This is a genomic window from Staphylococcus caledonicus, from assembly GCF_016238465.1.
Taxonomy (GTDB): domain Bacteria; phylum Bacillota; class Bacilli; order Staphylococcales; family Staphylococcaceae; genus Staphylococcus; species Staphylococcus caledonicus.
In genome coordinates, this window is the sequence record NZ_JABTXV010000001.1 from 737131 (window position 1) to 759216 (window position 22086).

Annotated in this window: 18 protein-coding genes; all 18 read left to right on the plus strand. The window is 33.7% G+C overall.

What is annotated here, in order from left to right:
• Positions 1–3: 3 nt before the first annotated feature.
• The 18 genes from hslU to truB all read left to right on the plus strand — a co-directional run bounded on the left by hslU (position 4) and on the right by truB (position 22085).
• Positions 4–1410, plus strand: coding sequence for an ATP-dependent protease ATPase subunit HslU (gene hslU / locus HS848_RS03785; protein WP_198611316.1), 1407 nt, complete (start codon positions 4–6; stop codon positions 1408–1410).
• Positions 1411–1431: 21 nt separating this feature from the next.
• A complete protein-coding gene (gene codY / locus HS848_RS03790; RefSeq protein WP_107507617.1) occupies positions 1432–2205 on the plus strand; it encodes a GTP-sensing pleiotropic transcriptional regulator CodY in 774 nt (257 codons plus the stop codon).
• Between the two features lie 261 nt (positions 2206–2466).
• A complete protein-coding gene (rpsB, locus tag HS848_RS03795; RefSeq protein WP_119525872.1) occupies positions 2467–3255 on the plus strand; it encodes a 30S ribosomal protein S2 in 789 nt (262 codons plus the stop codon).
• A 266-nt stretch (positions 3256–3521) separates the two neighbouring features.
• Positions 3522–4400: a translation elongation factor Ts gene (tsf, locus tag HS848_RS03800; RefSeq protein ID WP_198611317.1), complete on the plus strand. Its 879-nt coding sequence runs from the start codon at positions 3522–3524 to the stop codon at positions 4398–4400.
• A 135-nt stretch (positions 4401–4535) separates the two neighbouring features.
• Positions 4536–5258: a UMP kinase gene (pyrH, locus tag HS848_RS03805; RefSeq protein ID WP_107507614.1), complete on the plus strand. Its 723-nt coding sequence runs from the start codon at positions 4536–4538 to the stop codon at positions 5256–5258.
• Positions 5259–5274: 16 nt separating this feature from the next.
• Complete coding sequence (gene frr, locus HS848_RS03810) at positions 5275–5829, plus strand: ribosome recycling factor (protein WP_107507613.1); 555 nt, start codon at positions 5275–5277, stop codon at positions 5827–5829.
• A 358-nt stretch (positions 5830–6187) separates the two neighbouring features.
• Positions 6188–6958 (plus strand): isoprenyl transferase, encoded by a 771-nt coding sequence (locus HS848_RS03815; protein ID WP_107507612.1) that lies wholly within the window; start codon positions 6188–6190, stop codon positions 6956–6958.
• 3 nt (positions 6959–6961) lie between these two features.
• The gene (locus tag HS848_RS03820; protein ID WP_107507611.1) at positions 6962–7744 is read left to right on the plus strand and encodes a phosphatidate cytidylyltransferase; all 783 of its coding nucleotides are present in this window, start codon (positions 6962–6964) and stop codon (positions 7742–7744) included.
• A 215-nt stretch (positions 7745–7959) separates the two neighbouring features.
• Positions 7960–9246, plus strand: a complete 1287-nt coding sequence (gene rseP, locus HS848_RS03825; protein ID WP_198611318.1) for an RIP metalloprotease RseP — start codon at positions 7960–7962, stop codon at positions 9244–9246.
• Between the two features lie 18 nt (positions 9247–9264).
• Positions 9265–10965, plus strand: coding sequence for a proline--tRNA ligase (locus HS848_RS03830; protein ID WP_198611319.1), 1701 nt, complete (start codon positions 9265–9267; stop codon positions 10963–10965).
• Between the two features lie 317 nt (positions 10966–11282).
• Positions 11283–15593 (plus strand): PolC-type DNA polymerase III, encoded by a 4311-nt coding sequence (locus HS848_RS03835; RefSeq protein WP_198611685.1) that lies wholly within the window; start codon positions 11283–11285, stop codon positions 15591–15593.
• Between the two features lie 172 nt (positions 15594–15765).
• A complete protein-coding gene (gene rimP, locus HS848_RS03840) occupies positions 15766–16233 on the plus strand; it encodes a ribosome maturation factor RimP (protein ID WP_107507608.1) in 468 nt (155 codons plus the stop codon).
• Between the two features lie 19 nt (positions 16234–16252).
• Positions 16253–17491: a transcription termination factor NusA gene (nusA, locus tag HS848_RS03845; RefSeq protein ID WP_198611320.1), complete on the plus strand. Its 1239-nt coding sequence runs from the start codon at positions 16253–16255 to the stop codon at positions 17489–17491.
• Between the two features lie 23 nt (positions 17492–17514).
• The gene (gene rnpM, locus HS848_RS03850; protein ID WP_103166275.1) at positions 17515–17799 is read left to right on the plus strand and encodes an RNase P modulator RnpM; all 285 of its coding nucleotides are present in this window, start codon (positions 17515–17517) and stop codon (positions 17797–17799) included.
• Positions 17796–18113 (plus strand): YlxQ family RNA-binding protein, encoded by a 318-nt coding sequence (locus HS848_RS03855; RefSeq protein WP_119525877.1) that lies wholly within the window; start codon positions 17796–17798, stop codon positions 18111–18113. The genes rnpM and HS848_RS03855 overlap by 4 nt, the downstream gene beginning before the upstream one ends.
• 4 nt (positions 18114–18117) lie before the next feature.
• Complete coding sequence (infB, locus tag HS848_RS03860; protein ID WP_198611321.1) at positions 18118–20280, plus strand: translation initiation factor IF-2; 2163 nt, start codon at positions 18118–18120, stop codon at positions 20278–20280.
• A 284-nt stretch (positions 20281–20564) separates the two neighbouring features.
• On the plus strand, positions 20565–20915 hold the full coding sequence (gene rbfA, locus HS848_RS03865) for a 30S ribosome-binding factor RbfA (RefSeq protein WP_103166278.1): 351 nt from the start codon (positions 20565–20567) through the stop codon (positions 20913–20915).
• Between the two features lie 252 nt (positions 20916–21167).
• Entirely contained in the window at positions 21168–22085 is a 918-nt protein-coding gene (gene truB / locus HS848_RS03870; RefSeq protein WP_198611322.1) for a tRNA pseudouridine(55) synthase TruB, read from the plus strand.
• Position 22086 lies beyond the last annotated feature (1 nt).

Consider the following 22086-nt stretch of genomic DNA (forward strand, 5'->3'; position numbering starts at 1 on the left):
TTGATGGATGCAATCGGTATAAAATTAACACCTAAAGATATCGTATCTAAATTGAATGAATACATTGTTGGTCAAGACGACGCTAAACGTAAAGTAGCTATAGCATTAAGAAATAGATATAGAAGAAGTCTTCTTGACGAAGAAACTAAACAAGAAATCGCACCTAAAAATATCTTAATGATTGGCCCAACAGGTGTAGGTAAGACTGAAATAGCACGACGCATGGCTAAAGTTGTAGGAGCTCCGTTTATTAAAGTGGAAGCAACTAAATTTACTGAAGTAGGTTATGTCGGACGTGACGTTGAAAGTATAGTAAGAGATTTAGTTGATGTTGCAGTAAGATTAGTGAAAGATCAAAAGAAAGCACTAGTTAAAGATGAAGCAATTAATAAAGCTAATGAAAAATTAGTGAAATTATTAGTTCCTAGCATGAAGAAAAAGGCATCACAAAATAGCAATCCACTTGAGTCTTTATTAGGCGGCGCTATTCCTAACTTCAATAATAATAATGAAGAAGAGGAAGAAGAAGCACCTACTGAAGAAATTAAAACGAAACGCTCTGAAATCAAACAACAACTTTTAGATGGTAAACTTGAAGAAGAAAAAATTAAAATTAAAGTTGAGCAAGATCCAGGCGCTTTAGGCATGCTTGGCACTAACCAAAATCAACAAATGCAAGACATGATGAATCAATTAATGCCTAAGCGTAAAGTTGAACGTGAAGTGCCAGTTAAAACGGCACGTAAAGTTTTAGCTGATGACTTTGCTGACGAATTGATAGACCAAGAAACAGCTAATCAAGAAGCATTAGAATTAGCTGAACAAATGGGTATCATCTTTATCGATGAAATTGACAAAGTAGCAACAAATAATTCTAATAGTGGCCAAGATGTGTCTAGACAAGGTGTTCAAAGAGATATATTGCCAATCCTCGAAGGTAGCATGATTCAAACTAAATATGGTACTGTAAATACTGAACACATGCTATTTATCGGTGCTGGAGCTTTCCATGTTTCAAAACCAAGTGATTTAATTCCAGAATTACAAGGACGTTTTCCAATTAGAGTTGAGCTTGAAAGCTTAACAGTTAATGATTTCTATAGAATTTTGACAGAGCCTAAGTTATCACTTATTAAGCAATATGAGGCTCTACTTAATACTGAAAATGTAACTGTGAACTTCTCAGAGGAAGCGATTACAAGATTAGCTGAAATAGCTTATCAAGTAAATCAGGACACTGATAATATTGGAGCACGTCGTTTACACACTATTTTAGAAAAAATGCTTGAAGATTTATCGTATGAAGCACCAAGTATGCCAAATGCGGTTGTAGATATAACGCCACAGTATGTTGATGATAAGTTGAAATCTATTTCAACTAATAAAGATTTAAGTGCATTTATCTTATAATATATATAAAGGAGAAATTTTATGAGCTTATTATCTAAAACTAGAGAACTTAACACATTATTACAAAAACATAAGGGCATCGCGGTAGATTTTAAAGACGTTGCTCAAACGATTAGTAATGTTACAGTAACAAATGTATTTATTGTTTCGCGTAGAGGCAAAATCTTAGGTTCAAGTTTAAATGAACTTTTAAAAAGTGAACGAATTAATGAAATGTTAGAAAGTAAGCACATTCCAAGTGAATACACTGAATTATTAATGGACGTTAAACAAACAGAATCTAACATTAATATTGATAACGAATTAACTGTATTCCCACCTGAAGACAGAGACGCATTCACTAGTAGCCGTACTACAGTCTTTCCAATTCTTGGTGGAGGAGAAAGATTAGGTACATTAGTACTTGGTCGTGTCAAAGATGACTTCAATGAAAATGATTTAGTCCTTGGCGAATATGCAGCAACAGTTATCGGTATGGAAATTTTACGTGAAAAGCATAATGAAGTTGAAAAAGAAGCACGTGATAAAGCGGCTATTACAATGGCAATCAACTCACTTTCATATTCAGAAAAAGAAGCTATTGAGCATATCTTTGAAGAATTAGGTGGCAATGAAGGTCTACTTATCGCATCTAAAGTAGCGGATAGAGTGGGTATCACACGATCAGTAATTGTAAATGCACTACGTAAATTAGAAAGTGCAGGTGTGATTGAATCTCGATCCTTAGGCATGAAAGGTACATTCATTAAAGTGAAAAAAGAAAAATTCTTAGATGAATTAGAACGTAATAAATAATATTAAAAGTTAGTAAATAATACTATTTCTAATTATATATTGAACTGCTGAGAAGGAAAGTTACCATCAGCAGTTTTTATTCTGATTAAATTCATTTTTGTAATAAAATAAATGATTGCACTATAAGCAGTTATATGATAATATTATTGACGGCTATAAAGCCAATACACACATAATAAATGTATATATAAAGGGTGCAATAAATATTGTCTTTATATTAGTTTGTTATGGAGGTAAAAAACCAATAGGAGGAATTTTATTATGGCAGTAATTTCAATGAAACAATTACTAGAAGCTGGTGTTCACTTCGGCCACCAAACACGTCGTTGGAACCCAAAAATGAAAAAATACATCTTCACTGAAAGAAATGGTATCTATATCATTGACTTACAAAAAACAGTGAAAAAAGTTGAAGAAGCTTATAACTTCATTAAACAAGTATCAGAAGATGGCGGTAAAGTCTTATTCGTTGGTACTAAAAAACAAGCACAAGAATCAGTTAAAGCTGAAGCAGAACGTGCTGGACAATTCTACGTTAACCAAAGATGGTTAGGCGGAATTTTAACTAACTATAAAACAATTTCTAAACGTATTAAACGTATTTCTGAAATCGAAAAAATGGAAGAAGACGGTTTATTCGACGTTTTACCTAAAAAAGAAGTTGTTGAACTTAAAAAAGAATATGACCGTTTAATCAAATTCTTAGGTGGTATCCGTGATATGAAATCTATGCCTCAAGCAATCTTTGTAGTTGATCCTCGTAAAGAGCGTAACGCAATTGCTGAAGCACATAAATTAAATATTCCAATCGTTGGTATTGTTGACACTAACTGTGATCCAGATGAAATTGATTACGTTATCCCAGCAAACGATGATGCTATTCGTGCCGTTAAATTATTAACTGGTAAAATGGCTGACGCTGTCTTAGAAGGTCAACAAGGTATTTCTAACGATGAAGTAGCTGCAGAACAAAACATCGATTTAGATGAAAAAGAAGAAACTCAAAAAGCAGAATCAACTGAAGACAATACTACTGTTGAATCAAACTAAGATATAGTTTAAATGGGTGATAAGATGTAATGCTTATCGCCCTTTTTTCAAATAATTAATTAAATGATTAAACTTAGATAAATGACTTAATACTTTGAAATGTTGGCGGTTTATAAAGCGGTAATTTAATTAAAAGATTAAAATCATATCTAAGGATAAAAACAACTTTAAAAAATAATAATAGAGTATTGGAAATTATAGTACCTTTAATGGTAATATTTAGGTATCATCTATTATTACAATTAGAAATATTGGAGGAATAATTAATGGCAATTTCAGCAAAACTTGTTAAAGAATTACGTGAAAGAACTGGCGCTGGTATGATGGATTGTAAAAAAGCGCTAACTGAAACTGATGGTGACATCGATAAAGCGATTGATTACTTACGTGAAAAAGGTATCGCTAAAGCAGCTAAAAAAGCTGACCGTATCGCAGCTGAAGGTTTAGTACATGTAGAAGTAAAAGGTAATGAAGCTGCTATCGTTGAAATTAACTCTGAAACTGACTTCGTTGCTCGTAATGAAGGTTTCCAAGAATTAGTTAAAGAAATTGCTAACCAAGTTCTTGAAAGCAAAGCTGAAACAGTTGAAGCTTTATTAGAAACTAAATTATCTAACGGTAAAACAGTTGACGAAAGAATGAAAGAAGCTATCTCAACTATCGGTGAAAAATTAAGCATCCGTCGTTTTGAAGTAAGAACTAAATCAGACAACGATGCTTTCGGCGCTTACTTACACATGGGTGGACGTATTGGCGTATTAACTGTTGTTGAAGGTTCTTCTGATGAAGAAGCTGCTAAAGATGTTGCTATGCACATCGCGGCAATTAGCCCTAAATATGTTTCTTCAGACCAAGTAAGTGAAGACGAAATCAACCACGAAAGAGAAGTATTAAAACAACAAGCATTAAATGAAGGTAAACCTGAAAATATCGTTGAAAAAATGGTAGAAGGTCGTTTACGTAAATATCTTCAAGAAATTTGTGCAGTTGACCAAAACTTTGTTAAAGATCCAGATCAAACAGTTGAAGCTTTCTTAAAATCTAAAGGTGGAAAACTTGTTGACTTCGTACGTTATGAAGTAGGCGAAGGAATGGAAAAACGTGAAGAAAACTTCGCTGATGAAGTTAAAGGACAAATGAAATAATCTGTCAACATTATTAAACAAGAAAGAAGGCACCTTTGAGGTTTTCTACTATAAAGTTTACTTTATGTTAGGAGACGCGTCTGTGTCTTCTTTACTTGTATAATTACATATTTTTACAATAGAGAGGAAAAAACAATGGCGCAAACTTCTAAATATAAACGTGTAGTATTAAAACTTAGCGGTGAAGCACTTGCTGGTGATAAAGGCTTCGGTATTAATCCAATTATCATTAAAAGTGTAGCGAAACAAGTTGCTGAAGTAGCTAAAATGGACTGTGAAATTGCTGTAATCGTCGGTGGCGGTAATATTTGGAGAGGTAAAACTGGTAGTGATTTAGGTATGGACCGTGGAACAGCTGACTACATGGGCATGCTTGCTACAGTTATGAATGCTCTAGCATTACAAGATAGTTTAGAACAATTAGAATGTGATACACGCGTATTAACTTCAATTGAAATGAAACAAGTTGCTGAACCATATATTCGTCGTCGTGCTATCCGACACTTAGAAAAGAAACGTGTAGTTATCTTTGCAGCAGGTATCGGTAATCCATATTTCTCTACTGACACAACTGCAGCTTTACGTGCAGCAGAAGTAGAAGCTGATGTTATTTTGATGGGTAAAAATAATGTTGATGGCGTTTATTCAGCAGACCCTAAAGTAGATAGTAACGCAGTTAAATATGAACATTTAACACACATCCAAATGTTACAAGAAGGTCTACAAGTTATGGATTCAACAGCCTCATCATTCTGTATGGATAATAATATTCCTTTAAATGTCTTCTCAATTATGGAAGAAGGAAATATTAAACGTGCAGTAATGGGCGAAAAAATAGGTACATTAATAACTAAATAATTAGAGGTGTAAAATTATGAGTGACATTATTCAAGATACTAAAGCTAGAATGAGTAAATCTATTGATAACTTATCTCGTGAATTAGCTAATATTAGCGCGGGTAGAGCTAATTCAAATTTATTGAGCGGTGTTACAGTTGACTACTATGGTGCACCAACACCTGTTCAACAATTAGCAAGTATCAATGTTCCTGAAGCACGTTTATTAGTCATTTCTCCATATGATAAATCATCTGTTTCAGACATTGAAAAAGCAATCAATGCTGCTAACTTAGGCGTTAACCCAACTAGTGATGGTGAAGTTATCCGTATAACAGTACCTGCATTAACAGAAGAACGTCGTAAAGAGTTAGTAAAAAACGTTAAAAAAATTGGTGAAGATGCTAAAGTTTCTATTCGTAATATCCGTCGTGACATCAACGACCAATTGAAAAAAGACGAAAAAAATGGCGACATTACTGAAGACGACTTAAGAAGTCAAACAGAAGATGTTCAAAAAGCGACTGATAATTCAATTAAAGAAATTGATCAACTAGTTGAAGACAAAGAACAAGATATTATGTCTGTTTAATGAAATCGACAGTAGCATTTTTTTAATAATGTATAAGAGTGTGAAACAAATATGTTTAGAATTTGACAAGAATCAACCCTTTATTCGAGTACAAAATCAGTCTTAAAGTTTTGTTAGAATAGGGAGTGAGATTCGGCTTGAATTCTACTTATGAGAGGCTTTGAATTAGTTTTTCGAAGTATCAATTATTAGTGTTCACGTCTCAATAAATTATTTTAGTCTAAACTGTACCAATTCAGACTTTGGTACAGTTTTTTAATTTGCTTATTCAATGCCATTATCGAGTATGATAAAATGATAGATGATTTCTTAAATAATTAATATAATAACAGAGATGATCAGGCTCGGAGGAAAGACCATGTTTAAAAAGCTAATAAAAAGAAATAAGACTAAAATCAGTCAGAACGATGATTTAGATTTACATAATTTACCTGAACATGTAGCGATTATCATGGACGGAAATGGACGTTGGGCTAAAAAGCGTAAAATGCCAAGAATTAAAGGTCATTATGAAGGTATGCAAACAATCAAGAAAGTAACTCGAGAGGCTAGCGATTTAGGTATTAAATATTTAACTTTATACGCTTTTTCAACTGAAAATTGGTCTAGACCTGAAAATGAAGTTAATTATATCATGAATTTACCTGTTAATTTTTTAAAAACTTTTCTACCAGAACTAATAGAAAAAAATGTTCAAATAGAAACCATTGGATTTTTAGATGCAGTACCTCAATCAACGATTGAAGCTATAGAACATGCCAAAGCGAAAACTAAAGATAACACAGGGTTGAAATTAATATTTGCCATTAATTATGGTGGACGAGCTGAACTTGTTCAAAGTATGAAATCAATTTATGATGAGCTTCAAAATAATGGTCAAACTAGTGACGACATCGAGGAATCAATGATAACGAAACATTTAATGACGCATCCATACCCAGATCCTGAATTATTAATTCGTACTTCTGGAGAACAACGTATTAGTAATTTCCTTATTTGGCAAACTTCTTACAGTGAATTTATCTTTAATGAGAAGTTATGGCCAGACTTTGATGGTGAAGAATTCAGAAAATGTTTAAAAATATATCAATCTCGCCAAAGACGCTTTGGAGGATTAAGTAAGGAGTAGCGTATGAAAGTAAGAACTTTAACCGCAATTATTGCGTTAATAATTTTTCTGCCTATTTTATTAAAAGGCGGAACTATTTTAATGTTATTTGCTTACCTATTAGCATTAATTGCCTTAAAAGAACTTTTGAATATGAATATGATTAAATTTCTTTCTGTGCCCGGTATATTTAGTGCGGTTGCATTAATCATTATTATGTTGCCACAAGATGCCGGTCATTGGGTAAATGATATTCAATTAAAAAGTTTAGTAGCAATGAGCTTTATATTGCTTAGTTATACTGTACTTTCTAAAAACAGATTTAGTTTTATGGATGCAGCATTTTGTTTAATGTCAGTAGCATATGTAGGTATAGGATTTATGTATTTCTATGCTACACGCTCTGATGGTTTACACTATATCCTTTATGCCTTTTTAGTTGTATGGCTTACGGATACGGGAGCATATATCTTTGGCCGTTTAATGGGAAAACACAAACTTTGGCCAGTGATTAGTCCAAATAAAACAATAGAAGGTTTTATTGGCGGGTTGATTTGTAGTTTAATCGTGCCATTAGTTATGTTGTTCTTCGTAGATTTTCATCTAAACATTTGGTTATTATTAGTTGTAACAATCATCCTAAGCATGTTTGGACAATTAGGTGATTTAGTTGAGTCAGGTTTCAAACGTCATTTCGGTGTAAAAGATTCGGGACGTATTTTACCTGGTCATGGTGGCATACTCGATCGTTTCGATAGTTTTATGTTCGTCTTGCCGTTACTCAACATTTTATTAATACAAATGTAGTAAGAATTTAACGTTCTGTTTATATATGAAAAAAGTATAATGATATAATTGAGGAGTTATTGAGTTCACATTTGACTAGATTTACTAGATAATGTAATTCTTAACTCCTTTTCTTAAAAATAAAATTCTTGAATAATTCGACTAAATAATACATAATCTACATCATTCAAAAAGAAGAATAGTTGTAGAAAATAAAGTTAAATGAGGTGTGGCATGTGAGTTATTTAATCACGATTGTCTCATTTATTATCGTATTTGGTGTACTTGTGACAGTACATGAATATGGTCATATGTTTTTTGCCAAACGTGCAGGAATTATGTGTCCAGAGTTTGCGATTGGTATGGGACCGAAAATATTTAGTTTTCGTAAAGACGAAACGTTATACACTATCCGTTTATTGCCCGTAGGTGGTTATGTAAGAATGGCTGGAGATGGATTAGAAGAGCCTCCGGTTGAACCGGGCATGAGTGTTAAAATTAAATTAAATGATCATGATGAGATTACACATATCATTTTAGATGACCAACATAAATTCCAACAAATTGAAGCAATTGAAGTAAAAAAATGTGATTTTAAAGATGATTTATATATAGAAGGTATTACCTCATATGACAATGAACGTCATCATTATCCAATCGCTAAAAAAGCGTATTTTGTTGAAAATGGTAGTTTAATACAAATTGCACCTAGAAATCGTCAGTTTACACATAAAAAACCGTTGCCTAAATTTTTAACATTATTTGCAGGTCCATTATTTAATTTCCTACTAGCAGTAGTGTTATTTATAGGTTTAGCTTATTATCAAGGGACGCCAACTTCAACAGTAGGACAACTGGCAGATAATTTTCCAGCTCAAAAAGCAGGATTAAAAACAGGCGACAAAATTGTCCAAGTAGGCAATCATAAAGTTGATGATTTTGAAGCAATTCAATCAGCAATGAAAGACATCAAAGATAATAAAACGACTATTAAAGTTGAAAGAGATAATCAAACAAAATCATTTGATATTACGCCTAAAAAACAAGTCATTAAAAAAACGAAATTAAACTCTGAAACGAACTATGTGTTAGGTTTCCAACCTCAAAGAGAACATACTATAGTTAAACCGCTTGCTCTCGGTTTTAGTCAATTTATTGATGCAAGCACGTTAATATTCTCAGCTGTAGGCGGTATGATAGCGAGTATTTTCACAGGTAATTTCTCATTCGATATGTTAAATGGGCCGGTTGGCATTTATCATAATGTGGATTCAGTAGTGAAACAAGGTATTATAGCGTTGACATATTATACGGCATTGTTAAGTGTAAACTTAGGTATTATGAATTTATTACCTATTCCGGCACTAGATGGTGGTAGAATTCTATTTGTAATTTATGAAGCGATTTTCAGACGTCCAGTTAATAAAAAAGCTGAAACAGCAATCATTGCTGTTGGTGCATTATTTGTGGTCATTATTATGATATTAGTAACTTGGAACGACATACAACGCTATTTCTTATAGATTTAGGAGGATAAAGATATGAAACAATCGAAAGTATTTATACCAACGATGAGAGAAGTGCCTGCTGAAGCAGAGGCACTAAGTCACCAATTATTATTAAAAGCAGGTTTGATTAAGCAAAGTACAAGTGGGATTTATAGTTATTTACCACTTGCAACGCGCGTATTAAATAATATTTCTAGAATTATTCGTGAAGAAATGGAACGTGTTGATGCGGTTGAAATCTTAATGCCTGCGCTACAACAAGCAGAATTATGGGAAGAATCAGGACGTTGGGGAGCTTATGGCCCAGAATTAATGCGTTTAAAAGACCGTAATGGACGAGAATTTGCTTTAGGACCTACACATGAAGAAGTAGTGACATCAATTGTGCGTGATGAGTTAAAATCATATAAACGATTACCACTTACTTTATTCCAAATTCAATCTAAATTCCGTGATGAACAACGTCCACGTTTTGGGTTATTACGTGGTCGAGAATTCATTATGAAAGACGCATATTCTTTCCATGCTGATGAAGAATCATTAGACCAAACATATCAAGATATGTATAACGCTTATAGCCTTATCTTTAAACGTGTAGGTATCAACGCTCGTCCAGTTGTAGCTGATTCCGGAGCAATTGGTGGTAATCATACACACGAATTTATGGCCTTAAGCCAAATCGGTGAAGATACGATAGTGTTTAGTGAGTCTAGTGATTATGCAGCAAATATTGAAAAAGCAGAAGTAGTTTATCACCCTAATGAAAAACATACTGAAATAGCTGAACTTGAAAAAATTGCTACACCTAATGTGAAAACGGCTCAAGAATTGGCTGACTTTTTAAATCGTCCTCTTGATGAAATTGTAAAAACAATGATTTTTAAAATTGATGGCGAATTTATTATGTTCTTAGTTCGTGGACACCATGAATTAAATGAAGTGAAAGTAAAAGCACATTTTGGTACAGATAATATTGAAATGGCAACTCAAGATGAAATAGTGAACTTATTAGGCGCACATCCAGGTTCACTTGGACCAATTCATGATAATGATATTAAAATCTATGCTGATAATTTTGTAAAAGATTTAAATAATTTAGTCGTAGGTGCAAACGAAGATGGCTATCATTATGTTAACGCTAATATAGAGCGCGATTTCAATATTGATGAATACGGTGACTTCCGCTTCATTCTAGAAGGTGAACAATTAAGCGATGGTTCAGGCGAAGCTAAATTTGCCGAAGGTATTGAAGTCGGACAAGTCTTTAAATTAGGTACTAAGTATTCAGAATCAATGAATGCAACCTTCCTAGATAATCAAGGTAAGGCACAACCATTAATCATGGGTTGTTATGGTATAGGTGTATCTAGAACATTAAGTGCCATTGTTGAACAAAACAGCGATGAAAATGGTATTATATGGCCTAAATCAGTTACACCATTTGACTTACATTTAATTACGATTAACCCTAAAAAAGAAGAACAATTAGAATTAAGTAATCAATTATATTCACAATTGCAACAACAATATGATGTGCTTTATGATGATCGTCAAGAACGAGCAGGCGTTAAATTCAATGATGCAGATTTAATTGGTTTACCAATTCGTATCGTCGTAGGTAAACGAGCTGCAGAAGGTATTGTTGAAGTGAAAGTGCGTCAAACTGGCGAAAGTGAAGAAGTGCATATTGATAACCTTTCTAAACATGTAGCTTCTTTATATGAGAACTTATAACTATATATATAAGAGCAGTCTGGAATGTTTTATTATAAGATGTTCTAGACTGCTTAATTTTAGCAGTAACCAAGTATAATGAAAGTGAATTTCTATGGTTGTTATTATAATAAGAGAGCGTGAAATCTTGAGCATTAAGTTGGATTTCTTTGGCGCTCTCTTTTCTTTTTAAAAAGTTAAAAAGATTAAACGTCATCTATGAAAAAGTTAGAACAGAGTAGTATAATATAAAGCAAGTTTGCAAACAGCAGATCACAAAAAGAGAAAGAAACAAGCGAAGTAATTAGTAAGAAATAAGGTGGTTATCCATTGTGGCAATGACAAGTCAGGAAAAATTTAGAGTCCTCGCAGAACAAATTAAAATGTCTGACCAATTAGATAAAGAGATAATTGAACAAGGCGAGTTAACTCGAGTAAATGTATCAAATAAAAATAGAACATGGGAATTTCAAATTACATTGCCTTACTTTCTTTCAAATGAAGATTATTTAATCTTTACAAATGCAATTACTGAAGAATTTAAAGAAATTGCAAAAGTAGACTGGCATTTTACAATTCAAAATACAAGTAACCAAGATGAGCATGCTTTAAAATATTTTGGTCATTGTATCGAACATACGGCATTATCTCCTAAAGTTAAAGGTCAGCTTAAACAAAAGCGTTTAATTATGTCAGGTAATGTATTAAAAATTATGACGTCTAATGATATTGAGCGAAATCACTTCGATAAAGTATGTAACGGCAGTTTAGTTAAAGCTTTTCAAAAATGTGGTTTCAATATAGATAAAGTAGTATTTGAAACGGATGATTCAAGTTCAGATGATGACTTAGCCTCACTAGAAGCACATATTCAAGAAGAAGACGAGAAAAGTGCGAGAGAAGCTACTGAAAAAATAGAAAAGATGAAAGCTGAAAAAGCGAAACAACAAGATAATAACGAAAGCAACGTTGATAAATGTCAGATTGGTAAACCAATTCAAGTTGAGAATATTAAACCAATCGAATCAATTATCGAAGAAGAATTTAAAGTAGCTATTGAAGGTGTTATCTTTGATATTAACTTAAAAGAATTAAAAAGTGGTCGTCATATCGTAGAATTAAAAGTTACTGACTATACGGACTCTCTTGTTTTAAAAATGTTCACACGTAAAAACAAAGACGATTTAGATCATTTCAAAGCCTTAAGTGTAGGTAAATGGGTACGTGCTCAAGGCCGTATTGAAGAAGACACATTTGTTCGTGATTTAGTTATGATGATGTCTGATATTGAAGAAATTAAAAAAAGTCCAAAACAAGATAAAGCAGAAGAAAAACGCGTAGAATTCCACTTGCACACTGCTATGAGTCAAATGGACGGTATTCCAAACATTGGAGCGTATGTTACTCAAGCGGCTAATTGGGGGCATAAAGCAATTGCTGTAACTGACCATAACGTAGTTCAAGCCTTCCCTGACGCTCATAGTGCGGCTGAAAAGAATGGTATTAAGATGATATACGGTATGGAAGGTATGTTAGTAGACGATGGTGTACCAATCGCGTATAAACCTACAGACCGTAATTTAAAAGAAGCAACCTATGTCGTGTTTGACGTCGAAACTACTGGATTATCAAACCAATACGACCAAATTATCGAATTAGCAGCCGTTAAGGTGCACGATGGTGAGATTATCGATAAATTCGAACGTTTTAGCAATCCACACGAAAAGTTATCAGAAACAATTATTAACCTAACGCACATTACTGATGACATGTTAACTGATGCTCCAGAAATTGATGAAGTACTTACTGAATTTAAAGAATGGGTAGGAGATGCTATATTCGTAGCTCACAACGCTTCATTCGATATGGGCTTCATCGACACAGGATATGAACGCCTTGGCTTCGGTCCTTTTACTAACGGGGTTATTGATACACTTGAACTATCACGTACAATCAATACTGAATATGGTAAGCACGGTTTGAATTTCTTAGCTAAAAAGTATGGTGTCGAACTTACTCAACACCACAGAGCGATTTATGATACTGAGGCTACTGCTTATATTTTCATAAAAATGGTTCAACAAATGAAAGAACTTGGTGTGAAGAACCATAAAGATATCAATCAAAAACTTACTAATGAAGATGCGTATAAACGTGCGCGTCCTACACACGTAACTTTGATTGTACAAACACAAGAAGGATTAAAAAACTTATTTAAAATTGTTAGTGCATCACTAGTTAAATATTATTATCGAACACCTAGAATTCCGCGTTCATTGTTAAATGAATATCGTGAAGGTATTTTAGTCGGTACAGCTTGTGATGAAGGTGAACTCTTTACAGCTGTTATGCAACGTGACCAATCAGAAGTTGAAAAAATTGCTAAATACTATGACTTTATTGAAGTTCAACCGCCTAAACTTTATCAAGATTTAATCGACCGTGAGTTAATTCGAGATACCCAAACGTTATATGAAATATATGACCGTATCTTGAAAGCTGGAGAGAGTACAGGCATCCCAGTTCTAGCCACAGGAAATGCGCATTATCTATATGAACATGATGCTATAGCTCGTAAGATTTTGATTGCCTCTCAACCTGGTAATCCACTTAACCGTTCAACGTTACCAGAAGCACATTTCAGAACGACTGATGAAATGTTAGATGAATTCCATTTTCTTGGTGAAGAGAAAGCGTACGAAATCGTAGTAAAAAATACGAATGAGTTAGCTGATCGTATTGATAAAGTCATACCGATAAAAGATCAACTATATACGCCACGTATGGATGGAGCAAACGAAGAAATACGTGAATTAAGCTATTCTAATGCGAAGAAATTATATGGTGAAGATTTACCACAAATTGTTATTGATCGTTTAGAAAAAGAACTAGCAAGTATTATCGGAAATGGATTCTCTGTTATTTATTTAATTTCACAACGACTTGTTAAAAAATCATTAGATGATGGTTACCTCGTAGGCTCACGTGGTTCTGTAGGTTCAAGTTTTGTGGCAACGATGACAGAAATTACCGAAGTTAATCCGCTTCCCCCACATTATATTTGTCCTAATTGTAAAACAAGTGAATTCTTCGATGACGGTTCTGTAGGCTCAGGATTTGATTTACCGGATAAACAATGTAGCACATGTGGCGCTGATTTAATTAAAGAAGGACAAGATATCCCGTTCGAAACCTTCTTAGGATTTAAAGGAGATAAAGTTCCCGATATCGATTTAAACTTTAGTGGGGAATATCAACCTAACGCTCATAACTATACGAAAGTATTATTCGGAGAAGATAAAGTTTTCCGTGCTGGTACAATTGGTACCGTTGCTGAAAAGACTGCATTCGGTTATGTGAAAGGATACCTTAATGATCAAGGTATTCATAAGCGTGGCGCCGAAATTGATCGTTTAGTTAAAGGATGTACTGGTGTTAAACGTACAACAGGTCAGCACCCTGGTGGTATTATAGTTGTTCCAGATTATATGGATATTTATGACTTCACACCAATTCAGTACCCAGCGGATGATCAAAGTGCTTCATGGATGACAACGCACTTCGATTTTCATTCCATCCATGACAACGTATTAAAACTTGATATACTAGGGCACGATGATCCTACGATGATACGTATGTTACAAGATTTATCTGGTATTGATCCAAAGACGATACCTGTTGATGATAAAGAAACAATGCAAATCTTTAGTAGTCCTGAAACACTAGGTGTCACTGAAGAAGATATTCTATGTAAAACTGGAACGTTTGGAGTGCCTGAATTTGGTACAGGATTCGTTCGTCAAATGTTAGAAGATACGAAACCTACTACGTTCTCTGAACTTGTTCAAATTTCAGGTTTATCTCACGGTACAGACGTTTGGTTAGGTAACGCACAAGAATTAGTGCGTTCTGGAATATGTGACCTATCCGGAGTAATCGGTTGTCGTGATGATATTATGGTTTACCTAATGTATGCTGGATTAGAACCTTCAATGGCCTTCAAAATAATGGAATCAGTACGTAAAGGTAAAGGGCTAACAGATGAAATGATTGAAACAATGAAGGAAAATAATGTACCGGATTGGTATTTAGATTCATGTCTTAAAATTAAATACATGTTCCCTAAAGCCCATGCGGCTGCTTATGTCTTAATGGCGGTACGTATAGCTTACTTTAAAGTACATCATCCTTTATATTATTATGCGTCTTATTTCACAGTTCGTGCATCAGATTTCGATTTGATTACTATGATTAAAGATAAGGAAAGCATTAAAAATACAATTAAAGATATGTATTCTCGTTATATGGAATTAGGTAAAAAGGAAAAAGATGTGTTAACTGTATTGGAAATTATGAATGAAATGGCGCATAGAGGTTTTCGTATGCAACCAATCAGTCTTGAAAAGAGTCAAGCATTCGACTTTATTATTGAAGATGATACGCTTATTCCACCATTTATTGCAGTACCAGGTCTTGGTGAAAACGTAGCGAAACGTATCGTTGAAGCACGTGAAGATGGTCCATTCTTATCAAAAGAAGACTTAAATAAAAAAGCGGGATTATCACAGAAAATAATCGAGTATCTAGATGATTTAGGTTCTTTACCCGATTTACCAGATAAAGCACAACTTTCAATTTTTGATATGTAATTAAAATTCGAAATAATTTTTTATCTAAGCGCATCAGTTCATATAAGTGAAAGGCCTTAATTTGTTTAACAAATTAAAGTGTGATATACTTATAATGCGTAAAAAATTAGACTCAGGCAGAAAGAGTGGGCATATACCCGCTCTTTTCTATTTGCCAAAAAAGGAGGCCTGTATGAGTAAGATAACTGAAGAAGTAGAAACTATCATTACTCCTATTTTAGATGACTTACATTTTGAATTAGTTGACGTTGAATACACTAAAGAAGGTAAAGACCATTTTTTGAGAATTTCTATTGATAAAGAAGGCGGCATTGATTTAAATGATTGCACGCTTGCTTCTGAAAAGATTAGCGAAGTAATGGATGAAAATGACCCAATTCCAGAAATGTATTATTTAGATGTAGCATCACCGGGCGCAGAACGTCCAATAAAAAAAGAAAAAGATTATCAAAATGCGATTGAGAAACCAGTGTTTGTATCATTATATGCGCCAATCGAAGGTGACAAAGAATGGTTAGGTATTTTAAAAGCAGTTGATGACGAAACAATAACTATGGAAGTTAAAGAAAAAGCTAAAACTAAACAAATTGAAATACCAAGAAATAAAATAGCAAAAGCACGTCACGCTGTAATGATTTAACGTGTGAGGAGGAATAATTGTGGCAAGTAATGAATTATTATTAGCAACTGAATATTTAGAAAAAGAAAAGAAAATTCCAAGAGAAGTGTTAATTGATGCGATTGAAGCGGCATTAATCACTGCTTATAAAAAGAACTATGATAGCGCAAGAAATGTACGCGTAGAATTAAATATGGACGAAGGTACATTTAAAGTTATCGCGCGTAAAGAGGTTGTGGAAGAAGTATTTGACGACCGTGAGGAAGTAGATTTAAGTACAGCTCTTGTTAAAAATCCAGCTTACGAAGTAGGCGATATTTATGAAGAAGATGTTACTCCTAAAGACTTCGGTCGTGTAGGCGCGCAAGCAGCTAAACAAGCTGTAATGCAACGTTTAAGAGATGCTGAAAGAGAAATTCTATATACTGAATTTATCGATAAAGAAGATGATATTTTAACAGGTGTTATTGACCGTGTTGATCATCGTTATGTTTATGTAAACTTAGGTCGCATTGAAGCGGTACTTTCTGAAGCTGAAAGAAGCCCTAATGAAAGTTATATTCCGAATGAACGTATCAGAGTTTATGTTAATAAAGTGGAACAAACAACTAAAGGCCCTCAAATTTATGTTTCAAGAAGCCATCCAGGTTTACTTAAACGTTTATTTGAACAAGAAGTTCCAGAAATCTACGATGGTACTGTTATCGTAAAATCAGTAGCCCGTGAAGCTGGCGATCGTTCAAAAATCAGCGTATACTCTGACAATCCAGATATAGATGCTGTCGGCGCTTGTGTAGGTGCTAAAGGTGCACGTGTAGAAGCGGTAGTAGAAGAACTAGGTGGAGAAAAAATTGATATCGTTCAATGGAATGAAGATCCAAAAGTATTCGTACGTAATGCTTTAAGCCCATCACAAGTACTTGAAGTTATCGTTGACGAAGAAAATCAATCAACTATTGTAGTTGTACCAGATTATCAATTATCACTTGCTATTGGTAAAAGAGGACAAAATGCACGTTTGGCTGCTAAGCTTACTGGTTGGAAAATTGATATTAAATCAGAAACAGATGCACGTGAAGCCGGCATTTACCCAGTGATTGAATCAGAAGAACAAGCTGATGAAATTGTAATGACTGGTGATGAAGATGTTGAATTTGATGATGTTAATTTAGAAGAATCAAACTTAACTACTGCAGAACTAGCAGCTGATATCGACACTCCATCTGAGGACAGTGAAGAAACTACTTCTGAAAATGATGAACAAAATAAAGACATTTAAGCTGAAATTGGGGTGAGTAATGAATGAAGAAGAAAAAAATTCCAATGCGTAAATGTATTATTACTAATGAAATGCGTCCAAAAAAGGAAATGATTCGTGTTGTTATCAATAAAGAAGGCGAAATATTTGCCGACGGAACGGGTAAACAACAAGGAAGAGGCGCTTATGTTTCTAAAGATGTAAAAAGCGTAGAAGAAGCACAACAAAAAGGCGTACTTGAAAGATACTTTAATGAAAGTCCTGAAAAATTAGACCCCGTATATAAAGAGGTTATAAGATTAATCTATAGAGAAGAGATTCCAAAATGACCAAGCAACAAATATTTAATTTTTTAGGGTTAGCAATGAGAGCTAGAAAAGTAAAATCAGGAGAAGCAGTGTTATTAACTGAAATTAAAAAACAACAAGCTAAACTTGTGATTTTAGCATCTGATGCTTCTGAGAACTCTTTAAAAAATATAAAAAATAAATGTGAAACGTATAACGTTCCATTTAGAATTTTTGGTACGAGAGCAGAATTAGGACAATCTTTAGGCAAAGCAGAGCGTGTAAATGTTGGCGTAATAGATAGTGGATTTGCGTCCAAGCTTGTGTCTATGATTGATGAATATAGTAAGGAGTGATTATATGAGTAAAAAAAGAATTTACGAATATGCGAAAGAATTAAATGTTAAAAGTAAAGAGATTATCGATGAGTTAAAAAAAATGGACGTAGAAGTTTCCAATCACATGCAAGCACTAGAGGACGACCAAATAAAAGTGCTTGATAAGAAATTCAAACCACAACAAAGTGGTAACAATAACGCTAAACAAAATACTCAAAATAATCACCAAAAACAACAAAGTAATAGCAACAATAACAATAATAAAAATAACAACAACAATAATAAACAAAACAATAAAGGAAATTCTAATATTAAAAATAATAACGGTAATAAAAACAACAAAAACAATAAAAACAATAGCAATAATAAAAACAATAAAAATAACAAAAAAGGTAAGAATAATAATAAACCAGCTGCAGAACCAAAAGAAATGCCAGCTAAAATTACTTACGAAGAAGGCATCACTGTTGGCGAATTAGCTGATAAATTAAACATTGAATCTTCAGGCGTTATTAAAAAATTATTCTTACTAGGTATTGTCGCTAATATTAACCAAGCGTTAGATGAAGAAACGTTAGAATTAATTGCCGACGATTACGGTGTAGAAATCGAAAAAGAAGTTGTAGTTAACGAAGAAGACTTATCAATTTACTTTGACGATGAAGAGAATGATCCAGATGCAATTGAAAGACCAGCAGTTGTAACAATCATGGGACACGTAGACCATGGTAAAACAACATTGCTTGATTCAATTCGTCATACTAAAGTTACAGCTGGAGAAGCTGGCGGTATCACACAACATATAGGTGCTTACCAAATTGAAAATGCCGGTAAAAAAATCACATTCTTAGATACACCAGGACACGCAGCCTTTACAACAATGCGTGCACGTGGAGCACAAGTCACTGACATTACTATCCTAGTTGTTGCTGCAGATGATGGTGTTATGCCACAAACAATTGAAGCCATTAACCATGCTAAAGAAGCTAACGTTCCTACAATAGTAGCGGTTAATAAAATCGATAAACCGACAGCTAATCCTGATCGTGTAATGCAAGAATTAACAGAATATGGATTAATCCCAGAAGACTGGGGCGGCGAAACTATCTTTGTACCACTTTCAGCATTAAGTGGTGACGGTATTGATGATTTACTTGAAATGATTGGATTAGTAGCAGAAGTTCAAGAATTAAAAGCAAATCCTGATAAACAAGCTGTAGGTACTGTTATTGAAGCCGAACTAGATAAATCACGTGGCCCAGCAGCTTCATTATTAGTTCAAAATGGTACACTACATGTTGGAGATTCTATAGTAGTAGGTAACACCTATGGTCGTGTTCGTGCCATGGTTAATGACCTTGGTCAAAGAATTAAATCAGCCGGTCCTTCTACTCCAGTAGAAATCACTGGTATTAATGATGTACCTCTAGCAGGCGACCGTTTCGTAATCTTTAAAGATGAAAAACAAGCACGTCGTGTAGGTGAAGCACGTCATGAAGCTAGTGTTATCCAACAACGTCAAGAAAGTAAAAATGTTACTTTAGATAACTTATTTGAACAAATGAAACAAGGTGAAATGAAAGACCTTAACGTTATTATCAAAGGTGATGTTCAAGGTTCAGTTGAAGCATTAGCTGCATCATTAATGAAGATTGACGTTGAAGGCGTAAATGTACGTATTATTCATACTGCAGTAGGTGCAATTAATGAATCAGACGTAACATTAGCTAACGCTTCTAACGGTATTATTATCGGATTTAATGTTCGCCCAGATGCTGGTGCTAAACGTGCTGCTGAAGCTGAAAATGTGGACATGCGTCTTCACCGAGTTATCTATAACGTTATCGAAGAAATCGAATCAGCTATGAAAGGCTTATTAGACCCTGAATTCGAGGAGCAAGTTATTGGCCAAGCTGAGGTTCGTCAAACATTTAAAGTATCTAAAGTAGGTACAATCGCGGGTAGTTATGTAACTGAAGGTAAAATCACTCGTAACGCTGGCGTACGTATTATTAGAGACGGAATTGTATTATTCGAAGGTGAATTAGACACATTAAAACGTTTCAAAGATGATGCTAAAGAAGTAGCACAAGGTTACGAATGTGGTATCACTATCGAAAAATTCAATGATATTAAAGAAGGCGACATCATTGAAGCATTCGAAATGGTAGAAGTTGCAAGATAGTCATAGACATGAATGAAAGATAAGAGGCTGGGATGTTTATATAAAATGTCCCAGCCTCTCATATGGCAAGGCTTAACTAAAATAGGTATACGCTAAAATTATACTTATTTTTTGTGGTCTTTGCCTAAATTTATAAATAGTATTTATTTCATAATCATAATTAGTATTTAGTTATGAAAATTAGAACCCAAACCTGTGGATAATTATCGTTATATAAGTATATTTATCAATCAGTATTTTAGGGTAAAATAATAAAGCAAAAATTTTTAAGAGGTGAAATATCCATGAGTAACATGAGAGCAGAACGTGTTGGAGAACAAATGAAGAAAGAAATTATGGATATCGTTAATAATAAAGTGAAAGATCCAAGAATTGGTTTTATTACCATTACGGATGTAGAACTTACTAATGACTTATCGCAAGCTAAAGTATTTTTAACAGTACTTGGTAGCGAGAAAGAAGTTAATGATACGTTTAAAGCGTTAGATAAAGCTAAAGGATTTATTAAATCTGAATTAGGCTCAAGAATGAGATTACGTATTGTGCCAGAATTGTTCTTTGAATACGATGAATCAATTGAGTACGGTAATAAAATCGAAAGAATGATTCAAGACTTACACAAACAAGATAAATAGTAGAATAACGAGGTCAAGATAACACGCTTATCATTCAAGTAGGATAAAATAAAAGAATAAATTGATGATATTGTTGGAATAAATGGTCCATGTTTTAAAAACAGTACGTTGAATATTTATCTTTTAACAAATCCTATTGTATTGATTGACGCAAGCGTTAATTATCTTGACCTTTTAATAATTAAAATTTAAGGGCGATAGTTGTATCCTTGAATTAATACATAAATATAGTGATAGCAAGGGTGTGAATTAATGTATAACGGCATTTTACCCGTATATAAAGAACGAGGACTAACAAGTCATGACGTGGTATTTAAATTAAGAAAGATTTTAAAAATGAAAAAGATTGGACACACTGGTACATTAGATCCAGAAGTTGCAGGTGTGTTACCAATATGCTTGGGCTCGGCTACTAGAGTGAGTGACTATGTGATGGATATGGGTAAAACATATCAAGCTACAGTTAGACTTGGAGAAAGTACAACTACTGAAGATCAAACCGGAGAAGTTATTGACAAAGTTGTCATTTCGAACAACGAAGTTAATGAAGAAGCTGTAGACGAGATGTTGGAAAAATTTCACGGTGTAATAGATCAAACGCCACCTATGTACTCATCTGTTAAAGTAAATGGCAAGAAATTATATGAATATGCTCGAAAAGGCGAAACTGTTGAAAGACCAACACGTAAAGTTACAATCAATCACATTCAACGCACATCTGAGTTATCTTTCGACAATGGTACATGTACATTTGAGATTCAAGTTACATGTGGAAAAGGGACATATATTAGAACATTAGCAACAGATATCGGTAAAAGTCTTGGCTACCCAGCACATATGTCATTACTCACTCGTACTCAATCAGGTGGTTTTGATATCGATGATAGCTTGTCATTAGAACAAATTTCAGACTTACATGAGCAAGCCACATTACATTCACATTTATTTCCTATAGAATATGGATTGAAAAGTTTGCCAAAAGTCTACATTTCAGATGAAACAACGAAACAAAAAATTCTAAATGGTCAAAAGTTTAATAAAAATTATTTTGATCATTCTGTAGAAGAGCAATTAGTCTTTATAGATTCTACAACCGATAAAGCAATGGCAATCTATGTTCAACATCCTGAAAAAGCATATGAAATTAAACCTAAAAAAGTATTTAATTAAA

What these genes read in the sequence shown, in the direction of transcription:
- frr (WP_107507613.1), top strand. Translation starts at nt 5,275, where the DNA reads ATGAGTGACATTATTCAAGATACTAAAGCTAGAATGAGTAAATCTATT.
- rpsB (WP_119525872.1), top strand. Translation starts at nt 2,467, where the DNA reads ATGGCAGTAATTTCAATGAAACAATTACTAGAAGCTGGTGTTCACTTC.
- rimP (WP_107507608.1), top strand. Translation starts at nt 15,766, where the DNA reads ATGAGTAAGATAACTGAAGAAGTAGAAACTATCATTACTCCTATTTTA.
- pyrH (WP_107507614.1), top strand. Translation starts at nt 4,536, where the DNA reads ATGGCGCAAACTTCTAAATATAAACGTGTAGTATTAAAACTTAGCGGT.
- HS848_RS03815 (WP_107507612.1), top strand. Translation starts at nt 6,188, where the DNA reads ATGTTTAAAAAGCTAATAAAAAGAAATAAGACTAAAATCAGTCAGAAC.
- truB (WP_198611322.1), top strand. Translation starts at nt 21,168, where the DNA reads ATGTATAACGGCATTTTACCCGTATATAAAGAACGAGGACTAACAAGT.
- tsf (WP_198611317.1), top strand. Translation starts at nt 3,522, where the DNA reads ATGGCAATTTCAGCAAAACTTGTTAAAGAATTACGTGAAAGAACTGGC.
- HS848_RS03835 (WP_198611685.1), top strand. Translation starts at nt 11,283, where the DNA reads ATGACAAGTCAGGAAAAATTTAGAGTCCTCGCAGAACAAATTAAAATG.
- rnpM (WP_103166275.1), top strand. Translation starts at nt 17,515, where the DNA reads ATGAAGAAGAAAAAAATTCCAATGCGTAAATGTATTATTACTAATGAA.
- HS848_RS03855 (WP_119525877.1), top strand. Translation starts at nt 17,796, where the DNA reads ATGACCAAGCAACAAATATTTAATTTTTTAGGGTTAGCAATGAGAGCT.
- hslU (WP_198611316.1), top strand. Translation starts at nt 4, where the DNA reads ATGGATGCAATCGGTATAAAATTAACACCTAAAGATATCGTATCTAAA.
- codY (WP_107507617.1), top strand. Translation starts at nt 1,432, where the DNA reads ATGAGCTTATTATCTAAAACTAGAGAACTTAACACATTATTACAAAAA.
- infB (WP_198611321.1), top strand. Translation starts at nt 18,118, where the DNA reads ATGAGTAAAAAAAGAATTTACGAATATGCGAAAGAATTAAATGTTAAA.
- HS848_RS03820 (WP_107507611.1), top strand. Translation starts at nt 6,962, where the DNA reads ATGAAAGTAAGAACTTTAACCGCAATTATTGCGTTAATAATTTTTCTG.
- rbfA (WP_103166278.1), top strand. Translation starts at nt 20,565, where the DNA reads ATGAGTAACATGAGAGCAGAACGTGTTGGAGAACAAATGAAGAAAGAA.
- HS848_RS03830 (WP_198611319.1), top strand. Translation starts at nt 9,265, where the DNA reads ATGAAACAATCGAAAGTATTTATACCAACGATGAGAGAAGTGCCTGCT.